The organism is Marinomonas pollencensis, assembly GCF_003387375.1.
GTDB classification, from domain to species: Bacteria; Pseudomonadota; Gammaproteobacteria; order Pseudomonadales; family Marinomonadaceae; genus Marinomonas; species Marinomonas pollencensis.
The window spans coordinates 70,710-91,998 of the sequence record NZ_QUNG01000006.1 but is presented as its reverse complement, the minus strand read 5'-3'; the positions used below and the strand labels follow the sequence as shown (position 1 = coordinate 91,998).

18 protein-coding genes are annotated in these 21,289 nt (G+C 44.3%); 6 read left to right on the top strand and 12 right to left on the bottom strand.

All coding sequences use genetic code 11. The features are described 5' to 3' along the window. Positions 1–11: 11 nt before the first annotated feature. Both DFP81_RS10315 and DFP81_RS10310 read left to right on the top strand, forming a co-directional pair. Positions 12–797, top strand: coding sequence for a coniferyl-alcohol dehydrogenase (locus DFP81_RS10315; protein ID WP_115897701.1), 786 nt, complete (start codon positions 12–14; stop codon positions 795–797). Between the two features lie 48 nt (positions 798–845). Next, positions 846–2,291, top strand: a complete 1,446-nt coding sequence (locus DFP81_RS10310) for an aldehyde dehydrogenase (RefSeq protein WP_115897700.1) — start codon at positions 846–848, stop codon at positions 2,289–2,291. Between the two features lie 108 nt (positions 2,292–2,399). Here DFP81_RS10310 and DFP81_RS10305 read toward each other — a convergent pair whose 3' ends face one another. Continuing rightward, positions 2,400–3,317, bottom strand: coding sequence for a LysR family transcriptional regulator (locus DFP81_RS10305; protein WP_115897699.1), 918 nt, complete (start codon positions 3,315–3,317; stop codon positions 2,400–2,402). A 110-nt stretch (positions 3,318–3,427) separates the two neighbouring features. Here DFP81_RS10305 and DFP81_RS10300 point away from each other — a divergent pair, with 110 nt between their 5' ends. Continuing rightward, the gene (locus DFP81_RS10300) at positions 3,428–4,606 is read left to right on the top strand and encodes an MFS transporter (RefSeq protein ID WP_220342919.1); all 1,179 of its coding nucleotides are present in this window, start codon (positions 3,428–3,430) and stop codon (positions 4,604–4,606) included. 43 nt (positions 4,607–4,649) lie between these two features. Then, the gene (locus DFP81_RS10295) at positions 4,650–5,810 is read left to right on the top strand and encodes an MFS transporter (protein ID WP_115897698.1); all 1,161 of its coding nucleotides are present in this window, start codon (positions 4,650–4,652) and stop codon (positions 5,808–5,810) included. Between the two features lie 68 nt (positions 5,811–5,878). Here the strand turns inward: DFP81_RS10295 and DFP81_RS10290 are convergent, their stop codons facing one another. Together DFP81_RS10290 and DFP81_RS10285 are read right to left on the bottom strand one after the other, a co-directional pair. Beyond that, complete coding sequence (locus tag DFP81_RS10290) at positions 5,879–7,444, bottom strand: sensor domain-containing diguanylate cyclase (RefSeq protein WP_147299444.1); 1,566 nt, start codon at positions 7,442–7,444, stop codon at positions 5,879–5,881. A gap of 293 nt (positions 7,445–7,737) precedes the next feature. After that, positions 7,738–8,211, bottom strand: coding sequence for an Lrp/AsnC family transcriptional regulator (locus DFP81_RS10285; protein WP_115897696.1), 474 nt, complete (start codon positions 8,209–8,211; stop codon positions 7,738–7,740). Between the two features lie 132 nt (positions 8,212–8,343). Here DFP81_RS10285 and DFP81_RS10280 point away from each other — a divergent pair, with 132 nt between their 5' ends. Further along, positions 8,344–9,357 (top strand): hypothetical protein, encoded by a 1,014-nt coding sequence (locus DFP81_RS10280; protein WP_245959140.1) that lies wholly within the window; start codon positions 8,344–8,346, stop codon positions 9,355–9,357. Between the two features lie 132 nt (positions 9,358–9,489). Here DFP81_RS10280 and DFP81_RS10275 read toward each other — a convergent pair whose 3' ends face one another. The 9 genes from DFP81_RS10275 to DFP81_RS10235 all read right to left on the bottom strand — a co-directional run bounded on the left by DFP81_RS10275 (position 9,490) and on the right by DFP81_RS10235 (position 20,216). Continuing rightward, positions 9,490–10,755: an amylo-alpha-1,6-glucosidase gene (locus tag DFP81_RS10275; RefSeq protein WP_115897695.1), complete on the bottom strand. Its 1,266-nt coding sequence runs from the start codon at positions 10,753–10,755 to the stop codon at positions 9,490–9,492. Further along, positions 10,752–11,765, bottom strand: coding sequence for an ABC transporter ATP-binding protein (locus DFP81_RS10270; protein ID WP_115897694.1), 1,014 nt, complete (start codon positions 11,763–11,765; stop codon positions 10,752–10,754). Before DFP81_RS10270 ends, DFP81_RS10275 begins: the two co-directional genes overlap by 4 nt. Positions 11,766–11,813: 48 nt before the next feature. Next, a complete protein-coding gene (locus tag DFP81_RS10265; RefSeq protein ID WP_220342917.1) occupies positions 11,814–12,674 on the bottom strand; it encodes a carbohydrate ABC transporter permease in 861 nt (286 codons plus the stop codon). Beyond that, positions 12,671–13,519 (bottom strand): carbohydrate ABC transporter permease, encoded by an 849-nt coding sequence (locus DFP81_RS10260; protein ID WP_115897693.1) that lies wholly within the window; start codon positions 13,517–13,519, stop codon positions 12,671–12,673. The genes DFP81_RS10265 and DFP81_RS10260 overlap by 4 nt, the downstream gene beginning before the upstream one ends. A 73-nt stretch (positions 13,520–13,592) precedes the next feature. After that, complete coding sequence (locus DFP81_RS10255; protein WP_115897692.1) at positions 13,593–14,852, bottom strand: ABC transporter substrate-binding protein; 1,260 nt, start codon at positions 14,850–14,852, stop codon at positions 13,593–13,595. Positions 14,853–14,905: 53 nt separating this feature from the next. After that, positions 14,906–15,934 carry a LacI family DNA-binding transcriptional regulator gene (locus DFP81_RS10250; RefSeq protein WP_115897691.1) on the bottom strand — a complete coding sequence of 343 codons (1,029 nt, stop codon included), beginning with the start codon at positions 15,932–15,934 and terminating at the stop codon, positions 14,906–14,908. Between the two features lie 284 nt (positions 15,935–16,218). Beyond that, positions 16,219–17,775, bottom strand: coding sequence for a hydantoinase/oxoprolinase N-terminal domain-containing protein (locus DFP81_RS10245; RefSeq protein ID WP_115897690.1), 1,557 nt, complete (start codon positions 17,773–17,775; stop codon positions 16,219–16,221). A gap of 3 nt (positions 17,776–17,778) precedes the next feature. Continuing rightward, positions 17,779–18,909 (bottom strand): S-methyl thiohydantoin desulfurase family protein, encoded by a 1,131-nt coding sequence (locus tag DFP81_RS10240; RefSeq protein ID WP_115897689.1) that lies wholly within the window; start codon positions 18,907–18,909, stop codon positions 17,779–17,781. Then, a complete protein-coding gene (locus DFP81_RS10235; RefSeq protein ID WP_115897688.1) occupies positions 18,906–20,216 on the bottom strand; it encodes a cytosine permease in 1,311 nt (436 codons plus the stop codon). Before DFP81_RS10235 ends, DFP81_RS10240 begins: the two co-directional genes overlap by 4 nt. Before the next feature lie 115 nt (positions 20,217–20,331). Here DFP81_RS10235 and DFP81_RS10230 point away from each other — a divergent pair, with 115 nt between their 5' ends. Continuing rightward, positions 20,332–21,261 (top strand): LysR family transcriptional regulator, encoded by a 930-nt coding sequence (locus DFP81_RS10230; protein WP_115897687.1) that lies wholly within the window; start codon positions 20,332–20,334, stop codon positions 21,259–21,261. The last annotated feature ends 28 nt before the right edge of the window (positions 21,262–21,289 follow it).

Genomic DNA, 21,289 nt, shown 5'->3' with positions numbered 1-21,289 from the left:
GGTAGAAAATTATGTTAGCAGAAAAAACAATCGTCATTACTGGTGTTGCTAGTGGAATCGGTCAACGTTGCGCACAAATCGCATCTGAAATGGGCGCCAAAGTCTTCGGTATTGACGTTGTAAAACCTGAAACTACGATCGGTACTTTCATCCAGGGCGATCTATCTAGCCAAGCTGGTGTTTCTAGCATTCTTGAAGCGCTACCAAATAACATCGATGCATTATGTAACGTTGCAGGGGTTTCTGGTACAGCTGGTGCAAACATCACCTTAGCGATTAACTTCTTTGGCCTTAAAGAATTATCTGAAGGTGTTGCCCTAAAAATGAATGCGGGTGGTAGTATTGTTAACGTTGCTTCCATGGCTGGATACGGCTGGAGAGAAAACACAGAAAGAGCTTCCGGCATCGCCAACATTGCAGGCTTCCCTGATATCGACACTGTCATCAAAGAGTTCAGCATCCCAGAAGAGCTTGGCTACCCTATCTCTAAAGAAGTTCTGCTTGTCTGGAACAAAGTAGCCTCTCAACAGAAACAATTTAAAGACAAGGGCATTCGTATCAATGCCGTTTCTCCTGGACCGGTAGAAACACCAATCTTGGCTCAATTCCGCCAAGTACTAGGCGAAGAGAAAGCCAGCTCCGATATCAATAAAGTGGGCCGTGCTGGTACACCAGAAGATATTGCGCCAGTTATTATGTTCCTTTGTTCAGATGCAGCAAAATGGGTCAATGGTAACAACATCTCAACAGATGGCGGTTTAGAAGCAGCAACAACGGTTGAGAAATTACACCTATAAGTAAAAGCAAAAATAACAGCAAAACAATCAGTGAATAAGGACAATAATATGACTGTTTTATTAAGTATCGGCGGACAAGACTGCCCTGCACAGAACAACAAACTATACACACGCTTTGACCCAGTCACTGGTGATGTAGCATCCGTTTCTGCTGCCGCCACCGAGGAAGATGTTAATCTTGCGGTTCAAGCAGCACACAAAGCGTTTAATGAATGGTCGGTCAGCAGCCCTGCTGTGCGCCGAAGTTTATTAAATAAAGCCGCGGACATTATGGAATCTAAACTCAGTTTATTTGTTGATGCCATGATGAAAGAAACCGGTGCTACAGAAGTTTGGGCTGGGTTTAATGTGAAGTTAGCGCTTGATGTTTTGCGCGAATCTGCCTCCTTAACCACGCAGATCGGCGGAGAAGTCATCCCCTCTAATAAACCAGGCATATTGTCTTTATCTGTGCGTAAAGCCAAAGGCGTTTGCTTAGCGATAGCACCATGGAATGCTCCTATTATATTAGGCACTCGAGCTATCGCTATGCCAATCGCTTGTGGCAACACAGTGATCTTAAAAAGTGCTGAGCTTTGTCCACAAACTCAGCGCCTCATCATTGATTGTTTTCTTGAAGCAGGTTTTCCAAAAGGGGTTATTAATGTTTTATCGAATGACCCTAAAGACGCTGCAGATGTTGTTAAAGCTCTCATAGAAGCCCCTGAGGTTCGCCATGTGAACTTCACTGGCTCAAGTCCTGTTGGCCGCATTATTGGCGGCTTAGCAGGCGCTAATTTAAAACCCGCCTTACTTGAACTAGGTGGAAAAGCACCCCTTGTTGTTCTTTCTGACGCCAACATTGAGGGTGCAGTAAACGCCGCTATTTTTGGCTCATTCATGAATCAAGGGCAAATATGTATGTCTACTGAGCGCTTGATTGTAGACGAAAAAATTGCCGATGAATTCATTGAAAAACTAGTCAAACGCGCAGCACAACTCACTTGGGGTAACCCAAGAGACAAGGTTGCCTTGGGTGCGCTCGTCAACCCAGAATCTGGCGAAAAAATGCATACCTTAATTAACGACGCCGTAGCGAAAGGGGCCACTCTGGTCTGCGGTGGAGAAAGCGATGGTGCATTGTTCTCTCCTACACTGCTCGATGGCGTGAATGAGACGATGCGTATTTTTAATGAAGAAAGCTTTGGCCCAGTAAAATCCATTATACGTGTCAACGGCGACGAAGAGGCTATTCGCATTGCAAATGACACCGAATATGGCTTATCAGCGGCAGTCTTTTCCCAAGATATAAACCGTGCTTTAGCTTGTGCTAACGCCATCGAAAGCGGTATTTGCCATATTAATGGCGCGACTGTCTCTGATGAACCACAAATTCCATTTGGCGGAGTCGGTGACTCTGGTTACGGACGCTTTGGTGGCCAAGCAGGCATTGCGGAATTTACCGATGTTCGCTGGATCACCATTGAGAATCCTGAACAGCATTACCCACTGTAAAAAGGCCGTTCGCGCTCTTTAGCAAGTAAAGCGCCCCTTTCCAGTCTGGTCGTAACAGGCTGTTGAAAGAGGCGCTTTTTTATCAATTATAGTCTTCTATTTTGCACCTCAACCTATATCGGCCATACCTTGTTGGATCTGCTCCGCGGCTGCCATGGCTATTTCAGTAAAGGCTAATGCTGTGGGCGTGTGCTTAGCAGCATCATAATGAATTTGCGTTAACACCTCAGTGTCATCATTATCAATACGAACAAAGCGGCACCCTTGGGTATAAAGTTTAGCAATGCATGTGGGGGCAATTGCTACACCTAAACCCGCAGCCACCATGGTTAACATGGTTTGCATATGTTTCGGTTGAGCCGATATTTGTGGCGAAAATTGGTTTTGCCGACAGAGCTTAATAATGCCATCAAACAAGCCCACCGCTTCTTCACGCTGAAAGAGGATAATGCTCTCTTGCGTTATCTCATCAAGCTTCACCCTTTCTCTCTCAGCCAATGGATGCCCCTCTGGTACCACAACCGATAGGTAATCTCGATACAAACACTGACTACTAAACTGCGCTTGCCTCTCTATCGGTAGCGGCCTTGAAATCCCCACATCTATCTCATCACGCAAAAACGCAATAATTTGTGCTGACGCCGTCATCTCATACAAACTGATATCCACTTCAGGGTATTGGCTGCGAAACCTTTGCACCAGATCAGGAATAAAAGTCAAACAGGCGGAAGGAAGATAACCCACCCTTAATACACCCAACTCCCCTTGCGCTGCTTTTTGAGCTCGCCGCTTACTCAGCTCCACTTGCTTTAACAGCGTATTCGCATCTTGCAACAACTGCAAACCCGCTGCGGTGATGCTCACATCACGTGTATTACGAATAAATAAACTTATTCCTAGCTCTTCTTCTAACGCCGCTATATGTCGACTGATCGCGGGCTGCACCGTATTCAGCTCACGGGCAGCGGCGGAAAAACTCTTTAACGTCGCCACAGTAACAAAACTTTTTAAAGGCTTGAGATCCATATTATTAATACCAAATCTGTATAAGTCTTATCATAACATATCATTTCTATTATATATGAAATCCCCTTAAGATCCCCCCTATCGCCAACCCATATTCAATTGAGTGACTCATGCAAGCCAATACTAACAACGAGCCAATGGGCATCAGTAAAAAACTGATCTTATTGATTGCCACGGCTGTCGCCGCTACGGCAGCCAATCTTTACTATAATCAACCAGTGTTACCGCTTATTGGCCAAGATTTGGCGTTAAGCGATCTCTTGCTCGGTGCCATTCCTGCTGCAACACAGCTTGGCTACGCTGTTGCCCTATTGCTCATCTCCCCTCTTGGCGATCGTTTTCCAAGACGCAATGTGATTGCCGTTTTATCCGTGATATTAAGCATCACCACCTTCACAGCAGCCCTTTCACAAACAGCCTATGTGCTGATTATTGCCTGCTTTGTTATGGGTCTCAGCGCCAATATTACTCAGCAACTCATCCCTTTTGCCGCGTCATTAAGCTCTGCCAAGCACAAAGCTCAGGTCATGGGCACCGTGATGACAGGACTCACCATGGGAATTTTGATTTCAAGAACCATAAGCGGAAGCATCGGAGAACATTTTGGCTGGCGTGCTGTGTTCATTATGTCAGGGGTCATCGCTATCCTCTTTGGCGTGCTGTTGTACCGCTATTTACCAAATAACAAACCTGCCAATTCACTTCCCTATTTAAAGCTTATTGCCAGCATGGGTGGTTTGATTAAACAACATAAAGTGTTGCGCCAAAGCGCTTTAATTGGCGCCTTGTGGTTTGCCGCCTTTAATGCCATGTGGGCAACGTTAGCGTTACACGTTAGCCAGCCTCCCTTTAATTACGATGCTCAGCAAATCGGCTTATTTGGCATCATTGCTATGTCCGGCATCATTGGGGCAAAAGTATCCGGAAAATGGGTCCCTAAATTTGGCAGCAATCGCATCTTAATCGTGTCCATGCTACTCATCATCCTAGGTTTTATCGTCGCAGCTCTGTTTGCCAATCGCTTATGGGGACTCACGCTGGGCATCATTCTTATAGATCTGGGTGTCTTCAGTGGGCAGGTCGCGAACCAAGTGCGTATTTTCTCTATCGACCCCGCTGCTCAAAGCCGGATCAACGCTGTGTATATGCTGTTTTATTATTCTGGCGCCACCATTGGATCTGCCCTTGGCGTCAAGATCATCAGCCACTTTAACTGGTTCTCTGTGTGTCTATTTTGCGCTGTCATCACTGGCATTGGCCTGCTGTACCACTGTATGAAACGCTCATAATCACTATGAAACTGTATACTATTTCATCAACCTGGAGTTCTCAATGAAACCTCTCTCATCTTTGGGTAGTTTTACCCTACTGTGTATTTCTTGTTTAACCATTATGGTCGGGGCCGTTGTCGCCCCTGGCTTATCAGATATTTCTCAAGCATTAGGGGTCGCCGATAATGCAAGTTTGTTAGTCACCATACCGGCATTAGGTGTGGTTTTATTTGCCCCTATTTCAGGTCGCCTGATTGACCGTTTCGGTGCCTATTACTGCACCCTCATTGCCCTCTTTTTATACGGAGCCTTGGGGCTCTCTGGACAATGGCTTTCGGGGCCCACCGCTGTATTTGCCAATCGTATTATTCTTGGCGCTACAGTGGCTGTCATTATGGCCGGAGGCACCACGCTTATCTCTCAATTTTATTCGGGTCATGCGCGCCTTACCATGATAGCGAAACAAGGCATGGCAATTGAGCTTGGCGGCGTTATCTTCTTGTTTGTTGGTGGCTTTTTAGCAACAGTAGGATGGAACTTACCCTTCCTGTTATACTTAATGGCATGGGTATTCCTCGCTATGTTGATAACACTTGTACCCAATAACAAGCCTCTTCACAACGAGCCAGAATCAGCGCCAACACCTACTACTAAAAGCACCTCTGAGCCATTACGTTGGGTCTACATTTCCGCTTGCGTTGCTATGGTGCTGTTTTTTACCTCTATTATCGTTTTGCCACTAAGCATGGAAGGGAGCGGTTACAGTGCAGATCAAGTAGGTATGTTTTTAGCCTTTATCTCATTGGTTGCTGTGGTCACAGCGCATTTTTTACCTAAAATAAATTTACGCTGGAAAGATAAAGGGACCTTGGGCTTCGCATTTGCCTTTTATGCCCTGTCGCATATTGCATTCTACTTTGGTGAAGCTTTGCCTATGTTATTGCTAGGGGGCGTCTTTGCTGGCATCGGCTTTGGGCTTTCAATCCCTTTGTTTAATCATATTACGATAGAAAAAAGTGACCCAAGAGAACGTGGTAAAAACCTTTCTTATCTGGCTATGTCGGTTTTCCTAGGCCAATTCTTAACCTCATTTATGGAACTATTTGCAGCTGACTTACGCTCCGTCTACCTAGTTGCTGCGGTACTTTCAGTGCTGTATTTTATCTGTGTACTTAATGTTTTTAAGGAACCACAAGCCCAACCTAAAATGAATAGTCTCTAATTTATCCCGTAAAAAAAATGGCGTGGTACTAAAAGTATCACGCCATTTTAGCTATCCATTGAGGCTATTTATTTGCCCATCACACAGCAGTTTCGGCCATTTGCTTTGGCAGCATAAAGTGCCTCATCAACCGACAGTAAGACTTTTTTCAGCGGTTTTGCATCATTCAGCCATGCTCCTATACCGATAGATACAGTAATATGGCCCACTTCTTCAAATGTTTCATTCGATACCGCTTCTCGTAGCCGTTCAGCTACCACAAACGCATCATCTTGAGACGTTTCTGTTAACAGTAAAACAAACTCTTCCCCACCAGTTCGTGCCACCATATCTTGTGCTCTTGAGAAGCGATTCATCACCGCGACTTGTTGCTTAAGCACTTCATCCCCAGCGTGGTGACCGAAGGTATCATTGACCTTTTTAAAATAATCGATATCAACGGATAGCAAAGAGAACTTGGTGCCTTGTACCACTAATGCTTCTAACCTGTACTGCAGAGCACGGCGGTTTTTCGCCCCAGTTAAAGGGTCGGTGTCGGCATCTAATTTAAGCTGTCCAATTTGTGTATGTAACAATTTCACGCCACTTAAAATGGCTTTTTTTAGACTTGAGCTCTCTACATACCAAGAATTAATACTTTCTATTTCTTCACTGACATTCGGGCTATCAAGCACTTTCGCCTTGTCCGCCAGCTGCATTAATGGGTGTGAAATCGCCCGTGCAAAAAGCCATATAAAAACAAAGACACCCAAGGTCATTGGCAAGGTTTTTAAAATCACGGTTTCCATAATACCGGTTAAAGGTAGCAAGGAAGACGCTAATGGACTTTGAGTAACAACAGTCCAGCCGGTACTTGGAATGGTGGAGTAGCCTGCTAACATGTCAATTCCCCTGCTGTTACGCAAGGACAAGCCACCTTCTTTTTTAGCAATAATTTCATCCAAGCCGGTATTATTTTCCACTATCGTACCGATTCTTTCTGGCTCTGGGTGATAAAGAATTTTCTTATCATTATCTACCACGTAGATATAAGAACCGTTATGGTAAAAATGCTCACCTAAAATTTCACGTAGAATATTCGGCTTTTTAAGGTAAATGGTGCCACCTAAGAAGCCTAGATAGTCGTGATCCGGACTAAAAATCGGTGTAGAAATAAACACCAGCAAATTATCAATCGTCGAAATATACGGTTTACTAATAAGCGCCTTTTTTTCATTAAGAGCTTGGCGACTTCCCACAGAAGTAAGCTGCCTACCCACTAATCCTAAGGTTTCAGGAGATGCAGCTTGCGTTACCCCAACCGCATTGCTGATCACGACTGAATTGAAACTGTCAGTTTGATATTTAAGCCGGTTCGCCTCTCGAGTAAGAAAGGTTTGGTCGTGCATTTTTGTCCCTAGACCATTAGCCGTATAGGCTAGCTGCTGGCGCGACAGTTTTAGAAATACTTCGGTTGTATCCGCTAACTTATGAGCATACGCTTGATTTACATTGATGCGCTGAGAAATAAGCTGTGCTTTTTGCACTTCATAGTTAGAGTAAAAGCTGATAATAAAAGTCAGTATGGTGGCCGTTAGAGCCAAAAACAAAATTAACCGATTTAATTTCAGAAAATGGTATTTCAAACTACTCAAAATCACTTGATCCTATTTTTAATATAACATGTTGTTTCTATAAAGCAGCCGAGCCATTGTGCAATGGATTACTCTAAACCTTGAATAGTTGCAGACTAAGCCTTACTTTGGGCTCTTTATTGACGCATCAGACAACAATTTTTATGAGCAAGATGACAAATGCAGGGACAAACTTAACTCTCATCGCGTAATACTAACTGATTTTTAACCTATAAACGCATGCTTAACAAATTTTCATGACAAACTGCTTGCCTCAAACCCTTTACCACTTTTCATTTTTCCGTCCGCTCCCGCTAATATAAAGACGCTAAGCCCCCTTGGGACAAATCAAATTTGGTACAGCGCAAACTGATTAAAGTGGTGAATTTTTTCATGCCCTCTTGCGCGTAAATGACGCGCTGACAAAAAGCATCGTATTCGAAAACATCCGCCACATTCACAATAAGTACAAAGTCAACGCTTCCTGTCACTTTATAGCATTGCTTGACTTCGGGCGATTGATCTATCGCGTTAATAAATTGATTCGCTAAGCGCATGTCATCACTGCTCATTTCAACTTCCACCACCATATTCAAGCGACGCCCAATGGCTTGCGCTGAAACCACCGCCACCACGCGCTCAATCACTCCTTCCGCTTTTAATTTATGCACCCGCTTTAAGCAAGCCGGTGCTGACAAGCCCACTGTTTCTGCCAATGCTAGATTGGTTTGATCAGCATCTCGCTGCAGCTCTTTCAGAATGCGAATGTCAATAGAGTCCAGTTTCATTAATTATATTTCTCAGAATTAACAACAAAGAAATTATAGTTTCCTAAACTCCCCATAAGAAGCATTAATTAATTTTTAATTTGCTAATCTAGGTCTTGGCTTTTATTCATCACTTTTCACAGGACAATAAAGATGATCCGCTCTTTTCGCTCTCACATACTCAACCGTCTAGAGGCACTCTCTCAGCAAGCGGAACGCAATTCGCTAGGCAGATGGTTCGTGGATGTCTGTCGTATTTTTTGGGGGCTGGTAAAAATCATGATCCCGATCCTACTAGTGGTCAGAGCCATTGAGCTCATGGGGTGGATTAGCTTTCTAGGAAACGCCATCAGCCCGATCATGGTATGGGTTGGATTGCCAGGCGAAATGGGATTGGTCTGGGTGACGGCAATGTGCAGCAACTTATACACTGCGATGGCAATTTTTTATCAACTGGGCGGGTTAGAACAGCTAAACACCGCGCAAGTCAGTGTCTTGTGCTCGATGATGCTCATTGCCCATGGCTTACCGATTGAAGCGGCTATCGCCAAAGCCGTCGGCGTCAAGCTGAGATTTACCCTAGTATTACGCATTGGCGGAGCCCTGTTATTGGGCTTTCTGTTACATCATTATTATCAGGCGTTTTCACTATTACAAATTCCTGTTATTTCCTCTTGGTCACCGAACAGCAGTGACACCAGCTGGTCTAGTTGGTTTGTACTGCAAGGTCAAACCTTTATTGCAGCGTTTGTTATCATTGCTGCGCTGACATTAACCATTCGTGTTTTGAACTATCTTGGCATCGAAAAAGCCATCCATTTCTTATTGTCGCCTTTGCTTCGTTTATTGGGTATTGGAACAAAAGCCTCTAACATCATTGTGGTTGGCCTAACTCTCGGCTTATCTTTTGGTGGCGGCATTTTAATCAAAGAAGCCAAAGCCGGCCACATTGCCAACACAGACATCTTTTTGACCATGGCGTTTTTAGGTTTGTGTCACAGCCTCATTGAGGACACTCTTTTAATGCTGTTATTAGGGGCGGATTTGTTTTCAATATTATGGCTAAGACTGCTGTTTGGCATTGTTATTATTGCCATTCTCGCACGTGCTATTCCACTACTGTCGGCAAAAAAATACGCTTGGTTTTACAAACCACCGACTACATAGCAGACGACGCGTTTGGCATCACAATGCCAACAGAAAAAGGCCAGATAAACAAGGTTCATCTGGCCTAATTCTTTTACCCTATACTAGGGCCGCAACGCCTATATCCGTTGCACTTAATGCTCATTGTTTCGCTTACAGTAACCAATGCAAAGCAATTGCAGCAGTCCAAGAGAAGTCTTTACCACCACAACCTTCACCAGTAATTGGATCGAAGTACTCAAAGTACCCTGACTGCTCAATGATCGCACGTGAGACTTGACGTAATTGCTCGGCAACGTCGTCATGGCCGTAATGTTTCAAACCATCTGCAATCATCCAGTTGATGTGTAACCAAGATGGTCCTCTCCAGTAACGTTTAGCATCAAAGGTACTTTCAAGAGGTGACGTTGAAGCCAAACCACTTGGCCCCAATACCAACCATTCTTTGATCTCAGCGGCCATAAGTGCTGCTTGCTCTGGCGTTGCTGAGTAGCTATAAAGCGGCATGAAACCGCCTGATGTGCTCACTGGAATGGTTTTCGCCAAATCATGGTCACGGTTTAAGAACAAATGGCGCTCAGCGTCCCATAATGCAGGAAAAACTTCTTCTGCTTTCGCCGCTGATGCTTCTAATGAAGACATATCCACTGCAACCGATGCGACCTTATTCAAATGTATTAGATCTAAGGTACCGCGCTGCAATACCGCATTTAAGCTAATGTCTTGCGTGTGGAATGGGCAATTTTGATAAATTTTCTGATAATCAAAGTCATTCTCGCGGAAGAAATCAACCAGATAAATATAGCGATCGTACTGCTCTTTTAACGGGCGCTGCTTGCTATCAACGTGATTCAGATCTCGGCGTTGGTATGGACGAGTCACTTGAGGAACACGCTGCAACACGTCATCCCACGCAGGGCTATTGTCCATTCCCGATTCCCAAGGATGGTAGCTTGATACCAGCCCTGTATTTTCTGGATCACGTTCACGGTACCACCACTCATGATAGCGAATCAGCTTTGGCATGAGCGCATCTAATTTAGTTTGAGCAAGCTCTTTGTCTTTACTTTGCTCATAAATAATACGCACCATAGTCGCCAATAAAGGCGGCTGAGAAATAGAAGTCGACGGTGGATTGCCTTCTACTTTCCATTGATCTGGTCCAGGAAAGTAGTCATCCGATTCCTGATGAAAAACAATGTGCGGCACCATGCCATTTTCCCACTGACCTTCAAATAATTTTTCAAACTCAGTCCAGGCCCTTAGTTCGTCCACATACAACCAACCCAATGCGGTAACCCCTGCATCCCAGTTCCATTGGAATGGATACAAGCCTTTAGTGGGAACCGTATAACCACCCAAATCATTGGTACGTAAAATGTCCTTTGCTTGCGCAACTAAATTATCGAGCTTATTCATAAAATGATCTTTCCACCTTCAGTGTACCAACGTTTTTTGTCTTCTTTCGGCATTAAATACAATGTATTACCACTTTCTATTTCAATTTCATTGGGGATATTCACACGGAACAATTGGCCATTCAGTTCAGCAGAAAGTTGCTGATGAGAGCCTAATTTTTCACGGGTCAATACCGTAATTGGCCAGTAATTGTCACGCGCTTCTTTGGAGACATTAAAGTCTTCTGGTCGAATGCCTAACTGGGTCGCTCCCGCTGGAATAGTACCCACTTGATAATCCGGTGAAATAAAGTTCATCGGAGGATTACCGATAAAGCTCCCCACATATTCTGTTGCAGGGTTACTGTAAATTTCATCTGGCACATCATATTGATCAATACGCCCAGAATTCATCACCGCAATACGGTCTGCCAAACTCATGGCTTCCACTTGGTCATGGGTAACATAAACCGTGGTGGTTTTTGACGCCTCCAACACAGACTTCAACTCGGCACGCATTTGTAAACGCAACAAGGCATCCAAGTTAGACAGTGGCTCATCCATCAATAAAACGTCAGGCTCAACAGCCAACGCACGCGCTACTGCCACACGCTGTCTTTGGCCACCTGATAATTGACCTGAGTAGCGTTTTAACAAGTGATCGATATGCATCAATGCCGCGGTGCGCTCGACGTTTTCTTTGATCTTCTTTTCTGGCGCTTTTTTCATACGCAGACCAAATGCAATGTTTTCAAACACTGTCATGTGCGGGAAAACTGCATAGTTTTGAAACACCATCGCGACATTACGCTCTCTTGGTGGCAAGTGAGATACCACTCGATCACCAATTTTAATGATGCCGCTGTCTTGGCTTTCTAAGCCTGCGATAATGCGCAACAAGGTGGATTTACCACAACCAGACGGCCCTAGTAGGACAGTAAATTCTTGGTCTTTAATGTCTAGCGAAACTGATTTTAGAATGTCAGCATCGCCAAACGATTTTTTAATGTTTTCTACGGTAATAGTGGTCATAACAAGTTCCTAAAAATAAATATCAATGTGAAGACAACACCTTATGAATTAACGGTTTGCAATCCCCCACATACTGAATAGATATTTTCTAACAACGAATAAGAATAGGATGGCTGGCAATATCAAAATAAGGCCACCAGCGAACTTCACTTCTACCGGAGAAGTAGAAAGACTTTGTACTAAGAATGCCGTCAGCGTCTGGTTATTTACCGTCAAAACTGCTGCCGCAAATACTTCATTCCAGGAAATCACAAAGGCAAATACCGCTGAGGCAGTCAGACCAGGCAAAGCCAATGGCATTACCACCTTCATAAACGCTTGCCAGCGATTACAACCCAGCACCCAAGCTGCTTCTTCAAGCTCAACAGGAATACCCAAGAACAAACTGGAAGTGATCAGCACAGAGAACGGCAAAGCCAGCGCAGTGTGCACCAATGACAAGCCGAACAAGGAATCATCTAGCCCAACATTGATAAAAATCACGGCCAATGGCAAAGCCAACAAAGGCATAGGAAACGCTCGCGTAAGCAAAATCAGCATACGGAAAGTCTCTTTTCCTCGGAAGTCAAAGCGCGCTAAGGCATAACCTGCTGGCGTTCCTAAGCCAATCGCAATCACCATGGTGAATAACGCCGCTATTAAAGAGTTTTTCAACGCATTCAATACGCCATAATACTCCATGAAGAACGACAGACTCTCCATATCAAATTCTGGCAAAAAGCTTTTCGGCCAGCCGTTGACAACATCCGCAGAACTTAATGAGTTAACGGCTAATAGGTAAATTGGAAACAAAATCCATGAAACGAGAAAAGCCACGCTACTAAGAAACAGCCAACGCCACATTTTCTTCTTTCTATTGGCTTCTCGGACTTCTTTTTCCAAGATTTCATCGTAACTTAAATCACTCATATTCTAGCCCCTTTAGGAACACGCAACACTCTTAGGTAAAACAGCGTAAAGACAATCGAAAGGGCTAAAATAACCACCGCATAGGCAGATGCAGCACCTGTATCTTGATAGTTAAAGGCCCAATTAAAGGTTTCACCCATTAATACAGGCATATTGGAACCACCCAACAGCATCACAACGGCAAACACTTCAAACGCCAGCAAGGTGCGAAGAATAAGTGCTGTTTGTAAACTTGGACGCAACAGAGGCAATGTCACTTTCCATAAACGAACCCAGGAATTTGCACCGAAGATTTCAGCCGCTTCATAGTACTCTTTCGGGATTAAACCAATACCGGAGACTAAGATAACCAACAAAATAGCGGTTGCACGCCAAATTTCCGCGACCACAACAGCGGCGAAAATAATGATAGGGTTTTGATAATTCAGCCAGCTTTCAGGTTGATCAATAATGCCAATCGAGAACAAGAAACTATTCAAGAAGCCATTTTGATCCAAAATCGCCAACCAAATAATACCCGCGGCAAGATCTGACACACCTAAAGGAATAGTCAAAATATAAAGGACAGTGTCACGCCCTTTTTTCATCTTCGAAATCATCAATGACATGCCGATCGCCATGCACAGCTGTACTGGAACAACAACCAATGCAAGCAACAGGGTATTTTTTAACGAGGGTAAAAAATTGTAGTCAGTGAAGATATTTTCAAAGTTACTAAATCCTACTTGACCATCTGACGAAGTGAAGGCTTGGACAAACACTTCGAGAAATGGATAAACGAAAAAAAGTAGCAAAAACAATACGCTTGGAGCGATTAGAACATAGGGATAATATTTTTTATTCATAACATTTCCTGATTTCTTTTAAACAATTTCATAGCTGGTCTGCATCTACCGATGCAGACCAGAAAGCGAGAAATCAGTTAATTGGACAAGGACCATCACTTTCTTTATCGGGTGCCCAACAAGGTGCTTTGGCTCTATTAATCAATGTTTTCAATCTCTTAGCTTGGCGGTTTAAGACACTGTCTATGTCCGCATTGCGCAAAATGATTTGCTGGAAGGTATCAGAATAGACTTTATTAAATTGACCGCTTAAGTTACCCAAACCAACCGGCAATACCGAAGGCAAAGCGTCTGGCGCATTCGCTTGTAAAGCAATGGCTTTACCTGCAATACGTACATTGGCTGGCAAGTCTTTTGGCAAGGCCACATCAACCATCGGATAAAACCCCGTTGCCTTTAATGTTTTGATTTGAACATTCGGCTCAGACAAGTATTTGATCAGTTTCACTGATGCGGCTCTATCTGGGGTGTTTTTAGGAATCGCTAAACCTGCAATCACTGGCATAAAGCCACGACCGTACTTAGCTGATGGGGCTGGAAAAGCAATAAAATCATTTGGTTTTTGATCAAATGCCCCTTTTAGGCGAGCACTGTGATCAAAAGCAACCCAAACTTCTCCCGTTAATAGCGGATCCTGCATTAGGTTGTATGCCGTTGAACGTGGATTAACGTTTTTCCAAAGACCTCGGAAATAGGCCCACATTTTATGTGCGTCTTCACTACGAAAATCCGTCACGACAGAATGGGTAAAGGATGGGTATAAGTAGCCTTGAATAAAGCGATGCATTAAGCCTTTTTCACCAGCAGGGAAACCCAGTTTTGGGCTGCCAGTAGCCTCTGTCAGGTTCTGCCCCCATTGTGCCAATTGATCATAGGTTAATGCATTGATATTGGCACCTTCAGGTAAGTAAGGTAATGCTTTTTTATTCGCCGCCATGAGATAGGTTGCTTGCATCCATGGGATGTATTTCTGGTGATCGCCACCTAATTTACCCAACGCGGTGATGGTGGCATTCTCACTAACACTAGGCAATGCTGCTATCACATCATCGACAGTATCTAACGAATCTTTGATTTGTGGATATTGGCCATGCAATGCGCCAAGCACACCTAAGGTGACTGAGTTAGTACGAGACTCTGCCTGTATCCGAGAAAAAAACGGACCAGCCTCTTGAGGCAGGTATTTCACTGTCCCATCAAAATCTATTAGTACATCATTACGCATAGCGTCCGCTTCTTTGAGCGGATTTGCTTGGGTTGAATAAAAGATAATCTCACTTGCCGAAGCAATCGAGGACCCCAATAATATCGGTAATATTATTTTCTTTAACATATGTTTCTCCTCTTTATTATTCTTGTATTAAATCTAGCCTCTTATGGTGAAGCTTAATTAATAGTTATATTTTCGCTAGTTTGCCTCTCAATAAGCTCATAGTTGATCAGTTTATTTCTAGGCAAAGTGAGATGTCCGTTCATCTGCGCCTGCAAAATAGAAATGATGGCATTGCTATGATCTTCGAAAGAGGATTTAAGCGTCGAAATGGTTGGGTCTCCCAAAGTGGATACCGGCAGATCGTCACAGCCGATAACATTGATGTCAGCACAAGGGTCGATGCCTAGCTCTTTGGCGGCTTTAACGACTTCATGGGCAATAACATCGGAGGCACAAATAAAGCCAGTTGGTGCGTTCTGTCTTTTTAGCAGTGCCAGGGAGAGGCGATGAGGGATATTATCCGACACTTCTGTTACGTACACTTCAGGCATTAAGCCTGCTTGCCTCATTGCCTTTTGGTAACCTTCTAGCCTCAAATCAGAGGTGTACATCCGTTCAGGAAGGTTCATTAGGACAATGTTTTTATGGCCTTTATTGATCAAACTCTGAGTTGCTAACTCAAAACCTGTGATCGCGTCCGTATCAATCCAATTGTGTTTTTCAGAGCTCAATGTACGTCCATGCGTGACGAACGGGACCTTGTTTTCCAGCAACAGATTAACCCGAGCATCGTCCTTTCTGGTCCGCATAACAACGAAGGCATCCACCCTTTGGCTGTCAATAAAACGCTGGTAGGTCGATAACTCTTCTTCGCCTTCTGGCGCGTAAGAAACGATTAAATCTAGGTTGGGATTGTGGCTATGCAATGAGCGGCCAAAATGCAGTAAGAAATGACTTAAGAAGTGGTCTCTCATATCGCCATAAGAGACAGGTAACAAAATACCAATCGCATCGCTTTTACCTGTTACCAGCCGCCGAGCAGCCAGATTCGGGACATAACCAAGAGTCACAACAGCCTCTTCTACCTGACGACGTGTATTAGGGCTCACATCATCATAGCCAGACAAAGCTCGTGAAACAGTGGTCACCGAAATATTCAAATATTCGGCAATGGATTTCAATGTTGTTTTTTTTCTGCTCATCTTATATTTATTTTATGTTGGTATTTTGACACCGTTTTAGAGCTATCCAAAACGATTTGGATAAATATAAACCAAAACGTTTCGGGTCTCCAATTCTTTTTTCCTTTAACGTTATTCTTACACAATAAAAAGCACTCATTTAGGCTTACAAAGCAGAAAAAAAGACACCAAAAACCCGACCAAGAGGACGAAAAATGGTGCGATAAGGAAGAGCGAGAGAAGCAAGATTCGGGAAGTAAAAACAACCTGCTACAGCCCCTTCAGAAGCTGTAGCAGGGTCATCGCTAATGTATTTTTCCAGCGGCTTTCATTTTAACGTGAACCATATTGCCCTTTAGATAGCTCAATGGAATTTCACTTCTTTCAATCACCGACACACTATTAGGACAAGCGCCCGCCTGAATCGCCATAGCTTGAACTTCTTGCTCAAGTTGGGCCAGTCTCGTATGGCGCTGTGCAGGGTCAATTGACACAATCTTATCCAACTGACCAGAAATTTCACCTAGAGCTACTCCGATCGCATTCGCGACTTCAAAATGCTCTGGGCGGATTACTTGGCTGGCACCCTCAAAATGATCTGGCAGTAAAGCACTGCCGCCGCCCACCAAAATGACAGGAACTTGTTCGGCTGACGTTTTCATTTTATCTATTGCCTCTTCCACCGTAAGCAGCATTTTTGTATAGACACAACGTGCTTGCGCAGGTGACAGATCTATTTCTTGCGGCGGCGCCCCCGACCATGTCATAACCCCAAGAGACAAGGCCACATCGGTTAAAGTTAACACGTCACCGCCAAAGCTAAGGGCTTTTTCACTAATTTGGTGCCCTACACTGTCAGGCCCCAATACCGGCTCCCCAGCAGAAAAAGCGACTCTTGTACCCCCACCGATTGCAATCGCAAGTATGTCAGGCATCCGAAAATTGGTTCTCACCTCCCCAAGGGACACAGCAAGACTCGACTCCCTTGGATAACCTTGCATCAATACACCAACATCTGACGTCGTTCCACCTACGTCGACTACAATAGCATCGCTTAACTTGGTTAAATGACTGGCTCCGCGAATCGAATTCGTCGGGCCACACGCGACGGTTAGAATAGGGTATTTAAGGGCATACTCTTTTGACATTAAGGTGCCATCATTTTGACCAAAATAAGGACTAACATGGATCGCATATTTTTCCAGCGCAGCACAAAAGCCATCCACAAAACGTTTCGCAGTGCCCTGCAAAGCGGCATTTAATATGGTTGCGTTTTCGCGCTCCAAAATGCCCAAACTGCCTACTTTATGGGAAAGAGAAATGTCCATATCAGGCATTTCTTCAGACACCCATTCAGCAACTTTCAACTCCTGCTCGCCATTGACCGGGGAGAACACACCACAAATGGCAATAGAATCCACTTGGCCTTTCATTTGGCCACAGAGTTGGCGAATCTCCCTTTCATCTATCTCGGCTATCATCTGTCCATCGTATTCATAACCACCGTGGGCTTCATAAAAATGCTCACCCAATAACTCTTTCCAAGATTGACTCCAACCACTTAGCGGTGGAATCGCACTACCACTGGGCAAAGCTAGGCGGATCATACCTACTCTATCAAGACCTTTTTTCTCCACGATGGCGTTGGTGCATTGCGTTGTGCCCAGCATGGCATGCTTAATCTGTGCACCGCTTATTTGCGCCTTTCTCAATAATGACGCCACCGCATTATCGATGCCCGTTGAAATATCCAGTGTCGTTGACACTTTTACTTTCGCCACACAATTAAGTGCGTCATCTAACAGAACGCCGTCCGTATTGGTGCCACCTACATCTATGCCAAGTCGGTAATTGATTGTCATTTTTTACTCCTCACCGGCGTGTTTTATAGCGAGCTTTTCGATTGGCGTATAGCTAACCTGATAACCAAAGTAACCAGGTCCAACTACCTCTATACCTTTTGGCGTACGCCACTTTTCATCACACGGGTACGCTATCAAGTCCACTCGTTGTCCATAACAAAGCTGATCCGTCGTGATAGGGTGCCCGGTTTCATGGTCCAAGATAGAAATCAAATCAGGGGTTGAAGCCAGCATATTATCGTTATTAATGTCCGCTGCTGATTCTCCCTTATGGGCCAGTAATAACTCATTCTGAAAGTGCACACAGACACATTCTTGGCTAGCTTCTGACGTCGCCTTCAAGGGAGCAATCACCACGCTACCAGTCACAAAACCACCTCCTGTATTACGCTCAATATCAATAATTTTCCCACTCACGATGCGAACCCCACCAACAATATCAAGCACAGCTTGGGTTGCATCCTGACCATTAGCATTGGCCTCTCGGATCGCTTTGCCTATCTGAATTGATTTGCTTAACGTCGCCCCTAACGCGCTTCTTTTCACCTCTACCCCACGCATCGGATAATCACAAATCGCCGCTGAGCCTCCCATTTTTTCTGTAATCGCTCGAGCGAATTGCTCTGCCCAAAGACCGTCAATAGGCTGTAAGGTGACCACATTGCCTTTCTCGTCCGCCAATGTATTGGGCGCAGAAGGCAAGCCATCAAGATAAAAAGTGACCATTTGCGACTCCGGAAAAGCACGCCCCATAGCATCGCAATCGATCACCGGGATACCTTTACTTGCCGCCACTAAAATAGGTATTAACGAATTACCGCCCCCCACCTCAATTGGGAAGGTCGCCGCTATCTGGCAATCCATTTCTTTTTCCATGACTTCAAACGCTACTAGCATCTGATTTTGAGAGTTGAGCTTTTCAATCGCTACCGTTGGCGCGCCTATCATAGACGAAGGCACCACAACCCAATCGTCTTCTACGCTTTCCAAGGGGATCAACTCCACTGGCTTCACGGCATTCGCAATCGCTACTTTTGCCATTAACGTGCCGCTATAAGGGTCGCCACCTCCTCCGGTACCTAGCACGGTCGCACCTAGAGCAATGTCATCTATCATTTGATCGGTAATAATCATGGACGCTTTTCCTTTCTTAATTCAGCTACTGTGTTTGCTTCGCTCAGCTTGATTAGCACAATGTAAGCGGCGAATGAGGCTAAAATACCGTCAACCGCAGAGATACTCGTGAAGGAGAAAAGACCTAACAATTCACTGGCCGTACAGGCACTAATCAGACACCCAAAAGCCCATGAAACAAGCCCTTTTGCCAACCATTTAGGCGCTGTTTGTGTACCTTCAAAGCTCATAACCCTGCGATCTAAAAAGTAGTATTGAGCAAGATATACACCTGCCGAAGGGGCAATCACTACGCCTAACAAGGTCAAAAATGTAGTGAAAAAATCGATCATACCCAGTTGCGCAATCACTAAACCAATCAGAGTCATTAGGGTCACTAAAATAGGACGCGGCACCTTAGGAAACACCACAGATAAGCCCAACGAGCCAGACACTAAATTACTGCTATTGGTCGTCCACTGGGCAAAAACAATAATAAAAATTGCAGCAACCCCGAGACCTAAACCAAAAAACACATCAACTAAACTGCTCGTACCTGTCATCCGCAACAACAAAATGGCCACCACTAAAGTGGCGCTGTTGCCAAACAAAAAACCAAATCCTGCCCCTAAAATGGCATCTTTACGGGTTTTGGCATAACGAGAGATGTCCGGTGCTGCGACCGCAGCCAGAATCCAAATCGACATCACATAAGAAATGGCTTGGCCCATCGATAGTGGCGCTGATATCTCCTCTTGTTCTGTCTGCGTGTGACCAGCCGCCATATAGAGGCCAATTGTGATCAAGGTCACCATTAATGGGACCGAATATGCGCTCAATTTACCCAAAGCCCGCACCCCATAAATCGCGGTTACCATCATTAACAGGGCACCAAAGATCAACGCACTAAGGTTTGAAATAACAATGTCGTATTTGCTTAATGAAGCGACCAATATGTGAGCAAAAAAGTCAGTCTGGAAGGCGAACCAGCCTATCAATGAAATACCGTTAATCGCCCCTAATGCTTTACCACCGTAGCGGCCAAACACGGTACTACTCATTAAAGAAGTCGATACGGACGACTGAAAACCTATGTTGGCACAAAGCATTGCCAGCACGGCTAAAATAGAAGAGCCAATGAAAGTAGCAAGCAAGGCATTGGTGACACTCAAGCCCTGACTTAATAAAGAACCAAGAAACAATCCTGACACGTCAATGCCAATGGCAAGCCAAATTAAGCTAATGACATACCACGACCGCTTAGCATTAAATGGAACAGGTTCTAATTCAAAATCGTCAATTTTCTTTTTATTGCGTATCTTTTCCATTCTGTGCCCCTGAATTGTTCATAAATAAAGCAAATAAAAAACTAACAGCTTGCTACATTTGAATAAATGAATATTATTGAATACAAACATTTGATTTTATATATGTGAAAATAAAATGATCAACAGCACTGGCAAATTAGATAAAAGAGACCTTCGTCGGCTCGAGCTATTTTGTGAAATTGTAGAGCAGAATGGCATCAGTAATGCGACTCACACCACAGGGTTGAGTCAGCCTGTGTTGAGCAACCAATTAATCGAACTAGAAAAGAGTCTCGGCATCACGCTGTGCAAGCGTGGTCGTAGTGGTTTCGAGCTTACCAGTGAAGGGCATACCGTCTATCGCTACGCTAATGAATTAAGCTCGGTATTAAGCGACTTTTCCTTCAAGTTAAAAGGCGTGCAATCCACCTTAACAGGCCATGTAAGAGTAGGTGTTTTAGACAACACCGTTACGCTAAAAAACAACCCCATACCACAGGCAATCGAGAACTTTTACCAGTTAAGTAACAGTGTCGACATTACACTGGAAGTGGGCGACCATACTTTCCTAAGCGATAAACTATCAAAAAATCAATTAGATATGATGGTAGTCGTGCTCGGAGAACACAACGTAAACCATTATGCCCATGTGCAACCTTTGTTTTATGAAAAAAGCCGCTTATTTGCCAGACAAGATGTGGCCGATGAGATCATTAAGAAGGGCTACTCTCTGTCTGGACAGCGTATTAACATTGGTGGCTATTCAGCCAGAATAATGCAAGAGATATTACGAACAGAACAATACGACGATGTTAAATTAATAGATGGCTGGAATGTGGAGTCAGGCGTAATACTAACCTTAGCGGGTACTCACCTCAGCTTTTTACCCACTCATTTAATTGATAACAACCACCTACAACAACAGCTCGTCGCTCTAAAACCAGATCAATGGGTGTTTAGCAGCGAATTTTCGCTCGTTCTCAAAACACCCAAAAACACCCTCACACCTGCCGCGCTGGCTTTTTACCATTGCCTAGCAGACCTGTCACCCTATAACGCCATTTAACACACAAGGCCCGAAAAACGGCCCTCTT